Source organism: Paenibacillus sp. JT22N12 (assembly GCF_056269365.1).
In genome coordinates this window covers 345117-361504 of sequence record NZ_JBWDNU010000005.1, presented here as the reverse complement: position 1 = coordinate 361504, position 16388 = coordinate 345117, and the positions used below count along the sequence as shown (strand labels likewise).

The 16388-nt window shown below is 54.1% G+C and carries 11 protein-coding genes; 9 read left to right on the top strand and 2 right to left on the bottom strand.

From position 1 onward, the window contains the following. Positions 1-88: 88 nt before the first annotated feature. Together AC0YOA_RS20860 and AC0YOA_RS20855 are read right to left on the bottom strand one after the other, a co-directional pair. Positions 89-538: a GNAT family N-acetyltransferase gene (locus AC0YOA_RS20860; protein WP_475788232.1), complete on the bottom strand. Its 450-nt coding sequence runs from the start codon at positions 536-538 to the stop codon at positions 89-91. A 259-nt stretch (positions 539-797) separates the two neighbouring features. Then, complete coding sequence (locus tag AC0YOA_RS20855) at positions 798-2858, bottom strand: GxGYxYP domain-containing protein (protein WP_475788231.1); 2061 nt, start codon at positions 2856-2858, stop codon at positions 798-800. A gap of 384 nt (positions 2859-3242) precedes the next feature. Between AC0YOA_RS20855 and AC0YOA_RS20850 the strand changes: the two genes are divergently transcribed. The 9 genes from AC0YOA_RS20850 to AC0YOA_RS20810 all read left to right on the top strand — a co-directional run bounded on the left by AC0YOA_RS20850 (position 3243) and on the right by AC0YOA_RS20810 (position 16384). Next, the gene (locus AC0YOA_RS20850; protein ID WP_475788230.1) at positions 3243-4406 is read left to right on the top strand and encodes a GntR family transcriptional regulator; all 1164 of its coding nucleotides are present in this window, start codon (positions 3243-3245) and stop codon (positions 4404-4406) included. A gap of 240 nt (positions 4407-4646) precedes the next feature. Further along, the gene (locus AC0YOA_RS20845; RefSeq protein ID WP_475788229.1) at positions 4647-7691 is read left to right on the top strand and encodes an alpha-mannosidase; all 3045 of its coding nucleotides are present in this window, start codon (positions 4647-4649) and stop codon (positions 7689-7691) included. A 146-nt stretch (positions 7692-7837) separates the two neighbouring features. Beyond that, complete coding sequence (locus AC0YOA_RS20840) at positions 7838-8752, top strand: ABC transporter permease (RefSeq protein ID WP_210038779.1); 915 nt, start codon at positions 7838-7840, stop codon at positions 8750-8752. Positions 8753-8765: 13 nt separating this feature from the next. Further along, positions 8766-9659: a carbohydrate ABC transporter permease gene (locus AC0YOA_RS20835; protein WP_210038780.1), complete on the top strand. Its 894-nt coding sequence runs from the start codon at positions 8766-8768 to the stop codon at positions 9657-9659. Positions 9660-9724: 65 nt separating this feature from the next. Beyond that, positions 9725-11410 (top strand): extracellular solute-binding protein, encoded by a 1686-nt coding sequence (locus tag AC0YOA_RS20830; RefSeq protein ID WP_475788228.1) that lies wholly within the window; start codon positions 9725-9727, stop codon positions 11408-11410. A gap of 26 nt (positions 11411-11436) precedes the next feature. Next, on the top strand, positions 11437-13623 hold the full coding sequence (locus AC0YOA_RS20825; RefSeq protein WP_475788227.1) for a hypothetical protein: 2187 nt from the start codon (positions 11437-11439) through the stop codon (positions 13621-13623). Positions 13624-13942: 319 nt separating this feature from the next. Further along, positions 13943-14401: a hypothetical protein gene (locus tag AC0YOA_RS20820; RefSeq protein WP_475788226.1), complete on the top strand. Its 459-nt coding sequence runs from the start codon at positions 13943-13945 to the stop codon at positions 14399-14401. Positions 14402-14444: 43 nt separating this feature from the next. Next, on the top strand, positions 14445-15722 hold the full coding sequence (locus AC0YOA_RS20815; protein WP_475788225.1) for a histidine kinase: 1278 nt from the start codon (positions 14445-14447) through the stop codon (positions 15720-15722). Then, on the top strand, positions 15719-16384 hold the full coding sequence (locus AC0YOA_RS20810) for a response regulator (RefSeq protein ID WP_475788224.1): 666 nt from the start codon (positions 15719-15721) through the stop codon (positions 16382-16384). Before AC0YOA_RS20815 ends, AC0YOA_RS20810 begins: the two co-directional genes overlap by 4 nt. Positions 16385-16388 lie beyond the last annotated feature (4 nt).

The window sequence follows — 16388 nt, the reverse complement described above, 5'->3', positions numbered from 1 at the left end:
TGCTCAGAGAGGCAGAATGGCGGGATCGGGCGAGGTGCCAAGGGGTTTAAGAGGTATCTGGATTAGATAATTCGCCACAATTTATCCCTTACATATGCATAATAAATCCCGTTTTCTTCCCTTTCACGAATCCGGCCTGCTCGTAAAATCGATGTATTTCTTCTCTGTGGGAACCCGTCATCAGCATCAGCTTATAACAGTTCCTTTCCCCGGCAATCTCTATCGCTTTCTCCAGAGCCATTCGCCCGAATCCGTTCCTTCTATATGCTTCATGTGTAACGACATTTTCTATCAATCCATAGGGTCTTGCACTTCGGGTCAGGTTCCTGACAATGACAAGGACGCAGGAAGCGGCGATAACTTCATTGTGCTCGACCACAATGATTTTCATATTCTCGTCCTTCAGGATATCCTGCCAAAGATCAGCCAATTCCTGATCTCTTGCCAGCTCCGGATCAGCCGGCTGCAGAAACTTATAAAGCAGCAAGAGCTCTTCCAGTTCATCTTCCCGAATGAATCTGCTTAGGGTGGTACTCAATTTGCCTGCACCTGCTTTCCATGAGGGTTGAGATCATTGTATAACATTACAGGTGTTTTCTTCATTATCAATTTGCGGATGGCTTCTAAGAGAAAAGGATCAAATCAATCCCTATAAGAGCTACCGGCAGCGTTGAAGACACAAAACAAAAGAACCGCAGCACGAGATCAATAATCTCGCTTTGCGGTTCTTAATTTTCCTGCCTGTTACAGCCAGGCTTCATTCTTTTCTTCGTGACTGTTCTACACGATTACAAACCTCATGGCTTTGCCGGCAGCTTATTCGCTTCGCGGATAAGCGAGAAGTACTGGTCGGCCAGAACGGCTTTGTACTCGGGCCCCAGCGAATCGGAAATTGCCGCGACATCGGTTGGAGTCAGGCTCCAGGCGAGCAGTCCCAGGGACACAAACAGCGGCGATTTGCCGTCCCATTTGGCTTTGGCGTCCTCCAGAATACGTTTGCCGTCCTGCACGGTGCTGATACCCTGAATGATCGATACGGGAAGGCTGCCGTTCACAATTTCAACGCCATAACGATCCTCCCAGCTCAGGAACAGGCCGGCTGCATGATAGTTCTGCTGGTAGGCGTCGGCTACTGATTGGCTGAGCGGAATGTTCTGGCCGTCTACCCGGTTCAGCACATACGGTACCGTCATGCCACTTTTCTTCAGATAGGAGTAGGACTGCTTCAGGAATGCCGGCAGCGTGGACTTGGGCCATGCATCCGGATAGAAATATCCGGCTCCCGAAGGACCGGCAATCAGCTGATCGTTCCTGGTCGCTGTCCTGTTGTAGTAGTCCAGAATAGCCGGAGCTCCGTCAACCAGCAGCGGGCTTGAGGTCCAGTTGATCGGCACTTGGCCGCGGCCCGGATCATCCCATAAAATCCGCATGCGATGCTGGTTGTATTGGAAATTATCGCCTTCGCTGAAGGTGTAGGTGACGTAGATTTTGTTCTCCAGCTTTGGCTTTTGCGGTTTCTGGTCAGGGGTAGAGGACTTGGCCTGAGCTGCGGAAAACACGGTCAGGTTGCTGAACCAATCTGCCGCAAGCACATAAACACTATGGTTGGATGTGACTTCAACCGAGCTGAATTCGCCCTCGACATCGTTGCTGAACCATCCCAGATAAGGAGTCCCGGGCTGTACGTCCGACAATATCTTCTCGAACAGCGCTTTCTGCTCCGGAATATTGGAATCCAGCCAGAACACCATTGCCTTGTTCGCCACCGCGTAATCGCGGAGATAGCCGTAAGGCTCCTTCTGCTCCGAGGATGGCGGCTCTTCATTGCCTGCCAGTACTTTGTATTGATTCCACATGTCCACGGAAGCGGTCAATTTCCCGGTTCCGGCGGGCACGGCGAATTTGTAGACAAAATAGCGGCCGTTATCGGCAAAACGATGCCCTTCATTTCCTGCGGAAAGCTGCGAGCTCTGGGCGTCATAGAGGAACGGCTCCTCCTCCGGCGTGCCGGGAATGAACTGTGCGATGACCTGGTCATCGGCCTTCACTGTCACCTGATGCACGGCCGCACCCCAGCCATCCTGGGTAAAGGCGTCTTCAAAACGCAGATAAACCGCCTCTTTTCCAAGCAGGGATGACAAGTCCAAATCATAGGCTTGGCGGTTATTGCCGTCGCGTTCCTGGGTGGTATCCTCCGCCAGCACTTTGAACGAAGCCGGAAGGCCGGGAGGCAGCTTGACGGATGTATCCGGGCTCAAACCGATCAGCATACGGTGGGTCGCCTGATTCCACAGATTATCGTACTGCCAGGTGTAGGCGTCCAGCCGGTCCTTAAATTTGCCCTGAAGATCATCGAGCACCTTCAGATTGTAGGGAGCCCCCGTCAAATTGGCTGCGAGTTCGGGGCTTGCGACAACCGCATTTTTCAACCCGGCCAGCGTCGTTGCGACATTGATGCTGTCCGGCACTTTCGGATCATAGACAATGATGCCTTTGATTTCATTTTTGAATTTGAGCACAATGTCCCAGTAATCGTCACGTACCTTATAAGGGACATCCAGATCGTTCAGCCATGCGAATTTGCCCTCCTCCTTGTTCTCCAGCAGGTAGATGCGGGGCTCCGCACGGTTCACCACACCCTGCAGGGTGGCCATCATCAGCTTGATATCCCCGGGAGCGTCATAGACATCGGCTACCTCCAGCTGCTTCGCCTTCGCGAAGGATGGAAGCGCTTGCGAATTTGGCCAGTTGATAGAGCCTGAGGACGGGGGCTTGGCTGCCGGTTCCGCAGATACCGCGATGGACAGAGAGAAGAGACAAATTAGAGCAAGGCTTACGCTGGTTAATTTTCGAATCATGAACAAAACACCTCAACTTTATGCTGATTTGGCGAAGCGTTTGAAGAATAAGCAGAGCTTGAGCAGCGCAGCGGCTGCTTTTGCATGAACGGCTGAACGTGACCGTCGCGTACTGAGGCCTGATTATTTGTAATCGCTCACCCCCTCTCTGGTCGAGATATAATACATATTAAATATATTATATTTAATAATTTCAAGTCATTCGACAAAACCTCCCAAGAAATAGGGCTGAATAAGGCTTAATTAGTTCAAATGATGGAAGAGCCAAGCTATTTTTTTCCAAATAAAGCTTGTTTAAGTCCTGCCTGGACCATGCTCATGCAGTTGCGTTATACCAATCTAGGATATAATATATATTACAAATATCTGAAGTTTGGTGATAAAATGAGCACGGCTGATCGAATACCGCTTTACCAGAAGGTCCAGGAGTATATTCGCGAGCTTATTGATTCCGAGGGGCTGAAGACCGGGGATCGTATTCCGACGGAGAAGGTGCTGATGGAGCGCTTCAATGTCAGCAAGATCACGGTGGTCAACGCCTTATCCGGACTTGCGAATGAGAAGATTATTAACCGCGTGCCCGGAAGAGGCAGCTTCGTCAGTGACAGGGAATCGCATATTCAGCCGGAGGCCGCCGGCGCCCATGAGGATCAGATGGTTGAAACGGTTGGATCCGAGGCTGGTCTGCGTACCCGCATCATCGGATTGGTCATGCCCTCCATTGACGATTACTTTGCCACCCGTCTGATCAAAGGCGTTCAGAAGGCGCTTGGCGAGAAGAATTACCGGATGATGATCCTGCTTTCCAACGGCGAGCTTGAGGAAGAGAAGGAAGCCATCAAGGCGCTTAAGGACATCGGTGTCGAAGGAATGCTGGTTTTCCCGGTGGATGAGGAGCAGTACAACGAAGAAATTATCGGGATGAAATTCAGCGGCTTTCCCTTTGTGCTGGTGGATCGCTATCTGCCTGGCGTGGAAACCAACTATATCGCTGCCGACGGCAGGATGGGAACGGGCCTTGCGGTCGATTACCTGTGGGAGCTGGGGCACCGGGAAATTGCGATTTGTTCGGATTCTCCGCTGCAAACGGTTACGGTACAGGAGCGGATCGAAGGGTATATGAATGCGCTTAAGAACAAGGGGGCGCTTATCAACCCCGCCCACATTATTACCGGTTTTCAAGTAGAGAGCCTGAAAGATGCGGAAACGCACCCGTTATTCCGCTATATCCGCAACAAGATGGCAACGGCTTACATTACCCTTAACGGCAAGCTCGGGGTGCAGATTTACCAAATGGCCGGTCAGGCCGGCCTAAGTGTTCCACGGGACCTGTCGATTGTAAGCTTCGATGATCCGACGGCGATCGTCGAGGAATTCAGCACGTTTACGCATATCAAACAGTTTGAGTATGATATGGGCTACCGCGCGGCGGACAAGCTACTGGAAGTCATCCATGCCGGTGAAGGCCGCTTCGGCAAATACAGCAAAACCTTGATTGAGCCTGAGCTCGTTATCCGTCAAACGACCGGCCCGAATGCTTCCTCATAGCTTCGCGAAATCAACGGAAACTAAGACCTCTTCCCACCGTGGAAGCGGTTTTTTTTTATTTATTCGAATCGATAACCGATGCTTCTAAGGCTTTTTAAAAATTAAAATAATTTTAATATATTGAATATATATAATATTTATATTATATTGGGATGGAGAGTTCGTTTAGAAGCATTTGGAATCTGCGTTTTATGCTGCGGTACATCCAATTTCATCATGACATCGCCCAAGGAGGCCAACATGCCATACGAAACAGTGAAAACAAACCGACTAAAATCCATGCTGGAACGGCTGCAGGCCCATATCTATGAACCCGTTGCGGATTTGCGGGTGAACGCTTGGGTCACGCCGGAGCCGGTCTCCTATGAGCAGCGGATGTCAGGAGCCCAAGTAGACCTTGTTCAAGGCGACCGATGGGGCAGCCTGTGGGACTGCGCCTGGTTCCGCTTCACCGGTCAAGTGCCGAAGAGCGCCAGAGGAGCCAAGGTTGTCCTGCTTATCGATGTGAATGGCGAGCTGTGTCTGGTCGATGAGGAGGGCTCGCCGGTACAGGGGCTGACCAATATCAATTCGGAATTCGATTACGAGCTTGGCCTTCCGGGCAAGCGGGTGGTGCATATCAGCCCGGAGTCCGCGGGATCGGAGGCCATAGATATTTGGGCCGACGCAGGCTGCAATGATCTGTTCGGCCGGTACCGCAGCGGCACGCTGAAGGAAGCCGTCATCGCGATCTGCCGCGAGAATGCCCGTCAGCTGTACTATGACGTGGAAGTGCTGCTGGAGACGGCGGAGCTGCTGCCTGCCGGAACGGCGCGCAAGGAGCGTCTGCTGCGCGTGCTGTACGATGTCTCGCTGCTGCTGACCGAGCTTACGGATGAACGCATTGCCAAGGCGCGGGATCTCCTGGGCAAGCAGCTGGCGAAGCGCGGCGGCGATCCGGTATTGACCGTCAGCGCGGTCGGCCACGCTCATATCGATCTGGCCTGGCTGTGGCCTATCCGCGAGACGATCCGCAAGGGGGCAAGGACATTCTCGACGGCGCTGCGGATGATGGAGCAGTATCCGGATTATATTTTCGGAGCCAGCCAGCCCCAGCTTTACGACTGGATGAAGCGGCATTATCCGAAGCTGTATGCGCAGATCAAGGAGCGCGTTCAGGAAGGACGGTGGGAGCCGCAGGGGGCGATGTGGGTCGAATCGGACACGAATGTGCCAAGCGGGGAATCGCTGGTCCGGCAGATTCTGTACGGCAAGCGCTATTTCATGGAGGAGTTCGGCCAGGAGATGAAGACGCTCTGGATGCCTGACGTGTTCGGCTATACCGCTGCTCTGCCGCAAATTTTGAAAAAATCCGGCGTCGATTCGATGATGACGCAGAAGCTGTCCTGGAGCACCTACAACCGCCATCCCCATCACACCTACATGTGGGAAGGCATAGACGGCTCCAGGGTGCTGACGCATATGCCTCCGGAGGATACCTACAACAGTCCGGCGGCGCCGCGTTCCATTCTGAAGGCGGAAGCGCAGTACCTGGATAAGAACATTTCGGACAACTGCCTGATGCTGTTCGGTATTGGCGACGGCGGCGGCGGCCCGGGGGAGGAGCATCTGGAGCGGCTTGCCCGCGAAGGCAATCTGCTTGGCCTGAGTCCGGTCGTTCAGGAAACCTCGGCGCAATTCTTCGAGAAGCTGAGCGCAGATACGGAGCGTTACCAGACCTGGAGCGGGGAGCTCTACCTGGAGAAGCATCAGGGCACGCTGACCAGCCAGGGCCGCAACAAATGGTACAACCGCAAGCTGGAGAAAGCGCTCCGCGAGCTGGAGTTTGCTGTGGTGCTGGCGCAGCTTAACGGCCAGGCTTCCGCCCCGTCCAGCGAGCTGGAGGAAATCTGGAAAGAAGTGCTGCTCTACCAGTTCCATGATATTCTGCCAGGCTCGTCGATCAAGCGGGTCTACGATGAATCGCTTGAGCGGTATGCGCTGCTGCTTGCGCGTGTGGAGACGCTGATTGCAGAGGCTTACGCCACGGTTGTGGAGGGGAGCGCTCCGGCGGCAGCGGCAGCGGCGGCCCATAGCGCTGCGGGACCTGCAGCTATCTTCAATTCCCTTCCATGGGAGCGGGATGAGTGGCTGAAGCTTGGCGGGCAATGGGTATGCGTCACTGTGCCGGCGATGGGCTATGCGCTTGCCGAAGCAGGTGCTGACGCTTATGAAGCCGAGGCGGGCAGGCTGCGGGCATCGGCAGAGGAGCGTCTGGTGGAGAACGGGCTGCTTTCCGTGAAAATCGGGGAAGACGGCGCTATCGTATCCATCTGGGATAAAGAGCATCAGCGGGAGGTGGTCGCGCCGGGGCAGCGGGCGAACGATCTGCGCATCTACCACGACGACGGCGATGCCTGGGACTTCCGCCAGGATTACCGCCATACCGGAGGCGCTCCGCTTGCGCTTGAAGAAACGGCTGCATTCAGCGACGGACCTGCGGCAGGCCTGATCCTGCAATACCGGTACGGGCAATCCACTCTGACGCAGAAGCTTGTGCTTACCGAGGGGAGCCGCCGGATTGATTTTGTCACGAAGGTGGACTGGAAGGAATCCGGGCGGATGCTCCGCACATCATTCCCGGTCGATGTCCGCTCGGACAGTGTCAGCTGCGAGATCCAGTTCGGTTACCTGAAGCGCCAGACGCATCGCAATACGATGTGGGATTATGCCAAAGACGAGATTTGCGCCCACCAATGGGTCGATCTCTCCGAAGCGGATTATGGCGTTGCGCTTCTGAATGACAGCAAATACGGCTACAGCGCAGCGGGCAGCATTCTCGATCTGAATCTGCTTCGCAGCCCGTCCTATCCCGATCCGGAGGCAGACCGCGCCGTGCATGAATTCACCTATTCGCTTTATCCCCATGGGGGCAACCATGTTCAGGCCGAGGTCTACAAGCGAGGCTATGAACTGAATGTTCCCGTGCGTGCGGCAGCCGTACCGGCAGGTCAAAGAGGGCAGCGGCAATTGTTAGAACGAACTTCGCTGCTTGCGCTGGATCATCCGAACGTCATGATCGAGACGGTCAAGCAGGCGGAGGATGGTAATGGCATCATCGTACGCATGTACGAAACAGCCGGCACAAGGCTGAATACCAGGCTGGCAACCGGCTTCGCGTTCTCGGAAGCCTGGTCGACGGACTTGATGGAGACCAATGGGGGGCAGCTTCATCCCGAAGACGGGAAGCTTGCGCTTACCTTCTCTCCGTTTGAAATCAAGACGTTAAGGCTTACGGCTAACTGACGCTTAATGGAGTAGCAAACGATCAATGAACGGCGGGAAACATCCCTGTTAAGGATACGGGGTGCCGGATAACCGGTGTGCGGCGGTTGCTGCGTGCCGGCTATCCCAAGACGCACCCCTTAAATCCAGGAAGGAGGCTGACGACGATGAAGGATTCCCTGCTGGGGAAACGAATTTGGCGTCATAAATTATTTTATCTGTTCATGCTGCCCGGTATCGTCTGGTTTTTTCTGTTCTCTTATGTTCCGTTATATGGCATTCAGGTGGCGTTCCGCGATTTTAATTTCATGGGGGGATTCACCGGAAGCCCCTGGGCCGGGATGAAATACTTCCAGCAGTTCTTTGATTATTACCAATCCGGAACGATCATCCGCAATACGATCATCATCAGTCTGATGAAGCTGTTGATCGGGTTCCCCATGCCGATTATACTGGCCATTCTTCTGAATGAGGTCCATAACCGCAAATTCAAAAAAGTTGTGCAAACGCTTTCGTATTTGCCATATTTTGTATCCTGGATTGTCGTGATCACCCTCATGCAGCGGCTGCTGACTCCATACGGAGGACCGGTCAATGACATGATTACCACCGTTTTCGGTACGAGTCCGATTCAGTTCATGAATAATACGTCATGGTTCTACCAGGTGGTCCTCGGCTCGGATATCTGGAAGAATATCGGCTGGAACTCCATCATCTACATGGCGGCGATCTCCGGTATCGATCAGCAGCTGTATGAAGCGGCCAAGATCGACGGCGCCGGGCGATTCCGCCAAATGTGGCATGTCACGCTGCCGGGCATCCGCAATATTGCAGTGATTTTGTTAATTCTGGCCACCGGGAGCCTTATGAATGCGGGTTACGAACAGCTTCTGCTTCTGAATGGCCCTGCCACAACGGCCATCGGCAGCGTACTCGATGTGCATGTCATCACCGCAGGTATTTCGGAGGGCCGTCTCAGTTACGCCGCAGCGGTTGGTCTGTTCCAAAGCTTGATCGCACTGATTCTGGTTGTAACGGTGAACCAATTAGCTCGTAAATACAGCGATGTATCCCTGTTCTAAGGAGTGATGTGAGTTGAGTCAACGGAGGTTTTCACTATTCAGTCTGTTCAATTACGTCATTCTGGCGTTGATTGCGTTTACGATGGTTTATCCCTTTATTTATATTCTCGTGTACTCGTTAAACGACGGCAAGAATTCCATGCTTGGTGCGCTCTACTTCTGGCCGCGTCAATTTACGCTGGATAATTATGTGCAGGTGTTTGATAACCCTTTGATCTGGCAGGCCTATAAAATCACGATTGCACGCACGCTGCTGGGGACGTTCCTGCATGTGGCACTCTGCACCTTGATGGCCTATGCCTTATCCAAAAAGTCGCTGCCGGGCCGGACCTTCTTCACCTTTTATATCTTTCTTCCGACCATCTTCAGCGCAGGGTTCATTCCTTATTTCATTACCCTTCAGAAGCTGCACCTGATCAACAGCTTCTGGGTTTATGTCATTCCGATGCTGTTCAGCTTTCTGCATATTGTGATCATCCGGACCTTCTTTCAGGGAATCCCGGAGGAGCTGGAAGAGTCGGCGCGTATTGACGGATACGGGGATTTTCAAATTTTCCTGAAGATTATTCTTCCCTTATCCGGTCCTGTGCTGGCAACAATTGCGCTGTTCATCGGGGTTGCGCACTGGAATGATTGGTTCACGGGCGCCTATTACGTAACCGACAAGAAGCTGATTCCCGTTCAGACTTTGCTTCAGCAATTGCTGACCGAAGCGGAAGCGCTCTCATCCTCCATGCAGCGTTCGCAGCAGCAGGGCGGGCAGACCATCAGCACCAATGCCGGAGCCACTCCCGAATCCATGCGTATGGCCCTCTTGGTCATAACCGTCTTTCCCATCTTGTGCATCTATCCGTTTTTGCAGCGGTATTTCGTCAAAGGCGTCATGATCGGTTCGGTAAAAGGATAGAAAGCTATGGATAAGCGTTCCGATCCGGAACTTTATCATAAATCTCATTAATCAGGAGGGTTTGCATGAGAAACAAGAGGTATGGAAGTGCAAAAGCACTGCTGGCCGTAGGCTTGATTGCGGGAATGATCGCCGGCTGCAGCAATTCCGGCGGTAATGGATCGACAAATGGAAATACAAATGCCCCATCAGGCGGGAATAACAGCGGGGGTAGTGAAACGGAGCAAGTGACGGTCTCTATTCTTCATAACTGGAATGGTTCTACGGGTGCCGATACGGACATGACGCCCGTCAGCGAGTACATCAAAGAGAAAACCGGGATTACGGTGAAATGGGAGTATACGAAAGGCAGCGAAGTAGAGAAGGTGAATACGATATTCACCACGCAGGAGCTTCCGGATATTTACACCGGACCGGCCTGGGGCGGTGAGCTTGACGGCATTATCAAGGCGGCTAAGGAAGGCCAGCTGGCCGATTTGACCGATAAGCTGGACAAATATCCGAATCTGTCGAAGGCGGTCGCCAAAGAAAATGTCCCTCCTGCTTTGTATGACAAAGCCATCGGCGGAATCAACGGCAAGAAATATTTGCTTTATCAGAATCAACCCGCCACGGACGAGGATGCGACCGACTGGCTGTACGGCTTTTATGTCCGCAAGGATGTGGCCGACAAGCTTGGGGTGGATCCGCAATCCGTCGTGACGAAGGATGACCTGTACAATTTTCTGAAGAAAATCAAAGACGCCAATCTGCAGGAGAATGGCATGCCTGTCATGCCGCTTGGCGGATTCAGCAACGGCTGGGCCGTCGGGATCGGCAATACGATGTTTTATGGCACTGATTATCCGGCCAAAGCGGACGGGACCTTCGAGCATGTTTTCTTCACGAAAGCTTATGAGGACTATACGCTGTATTACCGCAGGCTGATTGCCGAAGGGCTGCTCGACCCGGAAACCTTTACCCAGACAGACCCTATCGCCAAAGAAAAAATTACGCAGGGCCGCGTCGCCGTGCTGGCCGCTCACTATCCGGCAATCCTTGACGCATCCAAGGAATATTTGAAAACGCATCCAGGCAGCGAGTATATTCCGCTTGGTCCATTGGAGCGGGCGGGAGCCGAGCCTGACCGGCCTGCTGATCTTGGGATTCAAGGCAACAATGTAACGGTGATCACGAAAAAGGCTAAAAATGTGGATGCCGCTCTGCGCCTGCTCGATTATCTGGCTTCTGACGAAGGTACGCTGCTCGTTCGTTATGGCGTTCAAGGCGTACACTGGGACATGGTAGACGGCAAGCCGGTGGCGAAGAAAGAATGGTTCGATAAGTTTATGGCAGATACGACAGGCAAATTGAAGAAAAACGAAGGCCTTACCGACGGCTTCGAATCGCTTGGCGGGCAGGACCGCACAATTTCCCTGGGGGCCGGAGATATTTGGGCAGACCAGGACCGGATCGCCACCATGGAGAAGGCGCGCAAGATTCTCCGTCCTAACGGAATCAGCGTCATTTCGGCCTATAATCCGGGGGATGCCGTGAGCAATTCACCGCAGTGGGAAACATTGAAGCCGTCTATGGATCAGATCGGCGATGTCTGGAAAACAGCTATTTTCACCAAATCCGATGATGCGGCGCTGAAGGTTATTAACGATCTTCGCGGGCAGATGAACAAAACGGGTTACCCGGAAGCGATTCAATATGCCAATGAACAATTGAAGGGCAAAGAAATTGTGAAGCTGCAGATGCCGAACTAATCGAATCGATCCAAGGAGGGAATGGCATGAGCCGAGGAACGAAAGCAAATCCCGAATGGACCGGATTTCAGGAATCACGTCCTTACGGGCCAAAGTATGATTTGCGCACTGATTTTGTCATGGTATACGGGATATCAAACGACCTGCCCGAAAGAATTGAAGGCTGGAAGAAGGCGGGCTACACGATCCACCTGATGACAGGCGTTTCGTGGGGGCAGTATCAGGATTATTTGTATGGCCGTTATGACGGGCGCGATCACTGGGACGAGGCGCAGGCCGAGCGTGGAGGAACGCATCTGCTGCATGGCAAGGATGTGCCTTACATGGTGCCGACAATTTCGTTTGCCGAATATCTGGCCAGCCATATCAAGAAGGCCATTGACTGCGGCGTTGAAGCCATCCATATGGAGGAGCCTGAATTCTGGGCGGCTGGCGGCTATTCGGAGGCGTTCAAGAGGGAATGGCTTAATGCTTACGGGGAGGAGTGGATTCCGCCCCATTCCTCGCCCGACGCCCAGTACCGGGCATCGAAGCTGAAGGCTGCGGTTTATTACCGGGCGCTGGATCGGATTTGCAGCCAGATGAAGGAATATTCGCTTGTCACCTATGGCCGGACCGTGCGATTCTATGTACCGACCCATAGTCTGATCAACTATACGCAGTGGCGGATTGTCAGTCCCGAGGCGCTGCTGGTATCCATGCCCTCCTGCGATGGCTTCATCGCCCAGATCTGGACGGGAACGGCGCGGACGCCGAATGTGTATCAGGGCGTCCGCCGCGAGCGGACCTTCGAGACGGCTTTTCTGGAGTACGGCATTATGCAGGAGTTGACCCGCGGTACGGGGCGGGAGATGTGGTTCCTGCACGATCCCATTGAAGATAATCCCCGCTACAGCTGGAGCGATTACCGGAAGAATTACCGCTCGACTGTGGTCGCTTCGCTGCTGCATCCCGGCGTCAGCCAATATGAAGTATGTCCATGGCCGCGCCGGGTATTCGAAGGCAGTTATCCAACCGAGGACGGCACAGGCAAAGAAACCATCCCCGGCAGCTACGCGACGGTCCTGCTGACCGTAATGAGCGTGCTTCGGGATATGCATAATCACGAAGAAGCGGAGGCGGGCGAAGCTTATACCTCCGGGGTCGGGCTGTGTCTGGCCAATTCGGCCATGTATCAGCGCGGGGAGGTGCTGGCTCCCGGCGAGGAAGAGGCAGCAGCGTTCAAATACGACGGCACGACAACCGCCGATCTGCTTTCGCCGCCCCAGCAGGAACTGCTGGACTGGTCGTCGTTCTATGGGCTCGCCCTGCCGCTTGTCAAGGATGGAATCCCGCTGCGCCCGGTGCAGCTGGACAATATCCTGACCTTCCCCGGCTACCTGGAGGATTACCGGGTGCTGCTGCTCAGCTATGAGTTCATGAAGCCTGAGCATCCCGGCATTCATCAGGCGATTGGGCAGTGGGTCAGAGAAGGCGGCGTGCTCATCTATGTCGGTGATGGCTCGGATCCTTTTCACGGGGTCCAGGAATGGTGGAACAATGCCGCCAGCCGCAAGCGGTATGAGCGGCCGGAGCAGCATTTGTTCGAGTCGATGGGGCTTGGCCTTGATCCGCTGGATGGCGAGCATTCGGTTGGCAGCGGCGCGGTGCTGGTTCACCGGATTGATCCGGCCAGTCTGTCCAGATCCGGAGAGGGTGCGAAGCAGGTGCAGGCAAGCGTCCGCCGGGCTTTGGCAATTCGCGGAGAAGAGGGACAGTACAAGGCGAGGGGACATTTGCAGATCAGACGCGGCCCTTATCTGATCGCCCATCGGCTGGACGAGACGAATACCGCTGAGGATATCCGTTTCGAAGGCCGGTATATCGATTTGTTCGAGGCGGAGCTGCCCGTTCTTCAAGGGGTAGCGCTGAAGCAGGGAGAGGACTGCCTCCTCTATGATTTGAGCTGGACGAGGGAAGGGAGCGGCGCTGCGGAAATTCTTATCAGCTCGTCGCAAATCCGGGATGAGCGGCTTGAAGCGAATCGTCTCACCTTCTTCTCCGAATCCCCGTCCGATATGACTGTCAGTACGCGGATTCGGATGGCAAATGAGCCGGTGCGCGCAGTGGCTGGCGGGCAGCCGGCCGAGTGGAGCCGGGATGCAGAATCCGGAACCGTGTTGGTCCGTTATCCGGGAAGTCCGGAAGGTGTTGAAGTCACTCTGGAATGGTAGCTCATCATCAGCAATAATGAAATAAAACAAGCCGTATGAGCGAAAACGCTCATACGGCTTGTTTTATGTTCAACGTTCCAGAAGTACGGGTTTGCGTCATGCCTTTTCCCTGCCTCTTGAAAGCTCAGAGGGAAGAGGGTTGTATTAATCATAGGACCGCGAGAAGTGGACAGCCATGCATGACATTCGTGGTTCATGCATCCGCAGGTGGAGAGGCAGCGAATTAATATCAATCCGGAGGTGGACTTCATCTATGGCGGGAAAGACTATACTTTGTTCATAGAACCGCCAGATTTTAAAAAACGAAAAGAGGAAATTTATGTCGAGCAGTGCTGTTTATCTGATTATTATTGTCATCATTATTTTGCGTCTGGGCAGGGAGAGGGAAGTCCAGCCGTCCCGCTTGTGGATCACTCCGGTGTTGTACGCATTCGTTATCGGTTCCGGCATGGTCCAGTCTTTTCAGCCAAAAGCTTCGACATTTCTTCTTTATCTGCTCTGCCTGATCATCGGGCTGGCGCTTGGGATATGGAGAGGCAGGGTTGAAATTGTCCGTGTAAACCCGGCGACAGGCAAAATAACCTCGCAAAGCACCGCTGCCGGCATCGCGCTTTTCGTCGGTGCCATGGTGCTGCGGCTGCTGGTAGAGTATTGGGGAAAAGGACATGCTTTGGTATTATTGAGTAACGCGCTGCTGTTGATTCCTCTTGGCAGCGTTTGTGCGCGGCGATATATTATTTATTCAAGATACAGGCAAATGGCCAGCCAGCACAGATAACAAGCACCCTGATCAGCGGCGGGGAATGCGGGAAGGAAACAAGATGGAAACAGTACAACGGCATTCGTGGTTTCGCAGACAGTCTCCTCAGCGCCTGCGGCTCGTGCTCCTTAGCCTGGTCATTGTCATAGTCGGATTCCAGACGACAGACAGAATATTCTCCATTATCCTGGTCAATATCCTGCTGTGCCTTGCACATATAGCCGTACTCTGGATACCTGACCGGCTGGTCGGAACTGACCGGAGACGCATAGTCATTGTCTTTGTGCTCTGGATCGCGATGGCAGTGCCATGGGGTGTTTTTCATAACGTAAGCATATCCATCTCGCTGCTTTTCTATCTCATCGCCTATATTGCGCTGCGGCTGCCTTCCTCCAAATCCTCTCTGCTGGCTGCCGGGGTTATTGCGGGGGATGCAGCCATCATGCTTTGGACAGGGGAGCCGTATGATTTCATCTGGATGTACTCCATTTTTCATGCGGCGATCTATATCTTTGTATGGGGCGACCGGATGAGAAGGGAGGCCGAGGACGTCAGCAAACGGCATTTTCGCGAGCTGGGCGAAACGCACGCGAAGCTGGAACGGACGCATCTGGAGCTGCAGAAAGCGCACGAGGAGCTGGAGCGGACTCATGAGGAGCTGGAGCAGGCGCATACGCAGCTGGAGGAGGCCGCCGGCCGGTCCCTACGGTATGCTGTGCTGGAGGAGAGGTCCCGGATCGCGAGGGATATTCACGACAGTATCGGACATGGACTGACCTCCGTCATTGTTCAGCTTCAGGCGATGCCGTATGTGCTCCGGACTAATCCGGCGGAAGCGGATCAAATGGTGGCTACCGTACTGGATGTAGCCAGGCGCTGTTTGACGGAGGTGCGCAGCGTTGTCCATCAGATGGCTGCGGATGAGGGGCTGCCGGGACTGGCCGGTTTGAAGAACCTGATCGCGCAGGTAAGCAGTCACAGCAGCTTGCATATCGCACTGGATGTCTCCGGCCCAACCAGCCGGTGGAAGCCGGATTTATCCGAGCTGCTATACCGTGTGCTGCAGGAAGCGCTGACCAATGTGATCCGTCACTCGGGAGCCTTGCATGTCGATATCGGGATAAGCGAGGGGCCGGGGGAGCTGATCATGACGGTGAAGGACGATGGAGCTTATACCGGGGAACCGCCGCTCGTGCCGGGCTTTGGTCTGTCAGGGATGAAGGCGAGATGCGAGCGGGAAGGAGGCATATTCGATATCCGGGCGAGTATGCCCCACGGTGTGATTGTTGCAGTAAGAGTGCCGCTTGAGGGCCATCCGGTTGGAGGTGGAGAGGAATGACAGACGAGCTTATCCGGGTCGCAATTGTCGACGATCAGCATCTGGTCAGACATGGCCTGGGCTTTATCATCAACGCGCAGGAAGATATGGAGGTAGCCGGCGAGGCTGTCAATGGACGGGAGGCGGTAATATTGGCGAACCGCACCCGACCCCATGTCCTCTTAATGGATGTGCAGATGCCGGAATATGACGGCATCGCCGCTACCCGCGATATTTTATCGTCGCTGCCGGAGAGCAAAGTGGTCATCCTGACCACCTTCGATCTGGAGGAATATGTTTATGACGGCATACGGGCCGGAGCTGTCGGCTATTTGCTGAAGGATGCCGCTCCCGATGAGCTGGTAGACGCCATTCGGGCCGCCTACCGCGGTGAAGCGATCTTCCGTACGGCGACTGCGGCGAAGGTTATTGCCCGGGCGGTCGGACCGGCCGCAGTGGGCACAGCCGAGTCCCAGGCGCAGCTTCTGGAGCCATTCACGGAGCGGGAGCTTGAGGTGCTGCAGCAAATGGCCTACGGCCTGCGCAATGAAGAGATTGCCGGCAGGCTTCATATCGGGGAAAGTACGGTCAAAACCCATGTCCACCGGATTTTGCACAAAATCGGAGTGGATGACCGGACGCAGGCCGTTGTCTTTGCGATACGCAACCGTATTGTACGTTAACCGC

Coding starts and splice junctions, on each gene's coding strand:
- AC0YOA_RS20840 (WP_210038779.1), top strand. CDS start 7,838: ATGAAGGATTCCCTGCTGGGGAAACGAATTTGGCGTCATAAATTATTT.
- AC0YOA_RS20845 (WP_475788229.1), top strand. CDS start 4,647: ATGCCATACGAAACAGTGAAAACAAACCGACTAAAATCCATGCTGGAA.
- AC0YOA_RS20855 (WP_475788231.1), bottom strand. CDS start 2,858: ATGATTCGAAAATTAACCAGCGTAAGCCTTGCTCTAATTTGTCTCTTC.
- AC0YOA_RS20810 (WP_475788224.1), top strand. CDS start 15,719: ATGACAGACGAGCTTATCCGGGTCGCAATTGTCGACGATCAGCATCTG.
- AC0YOA_RS20815 (WP_475788225.1), top strand. CDS start 14,445: ATGGAAACAGTACAACGGCATTCGTGGTTTCGCAGACAGTCTCCTCAG.
- AC0YOA_RS20825 (WP_475788227.1), top strand. CDS start 11,437: ATGAGCCGAGGAACGAAAGCAAATCCCGAATGGACCGGATTTCAGGAA.
- AC0YOA_RS20820 (WP_475788226.1), top strand. CDS start 13,943: ATGTCGAGCAGTGCTGTTTATCTGATTATTATTGTCATCATTATTTTG.
- AC0YOA_RS20830 (WP_475788228.1), top strand. CDS start 9,725: ATGAGAAACAAGAGGTATGGAAGTGCAAAAGCACTGCTGGCCGTAGGC.
- AC0YOA_RS20850 (WP_475788230.1), top strand. CDS start 3,243: ATGAGCACGGCTGATCGAATACCGCTTTACCAGAAGGTCCAGGAGTAT.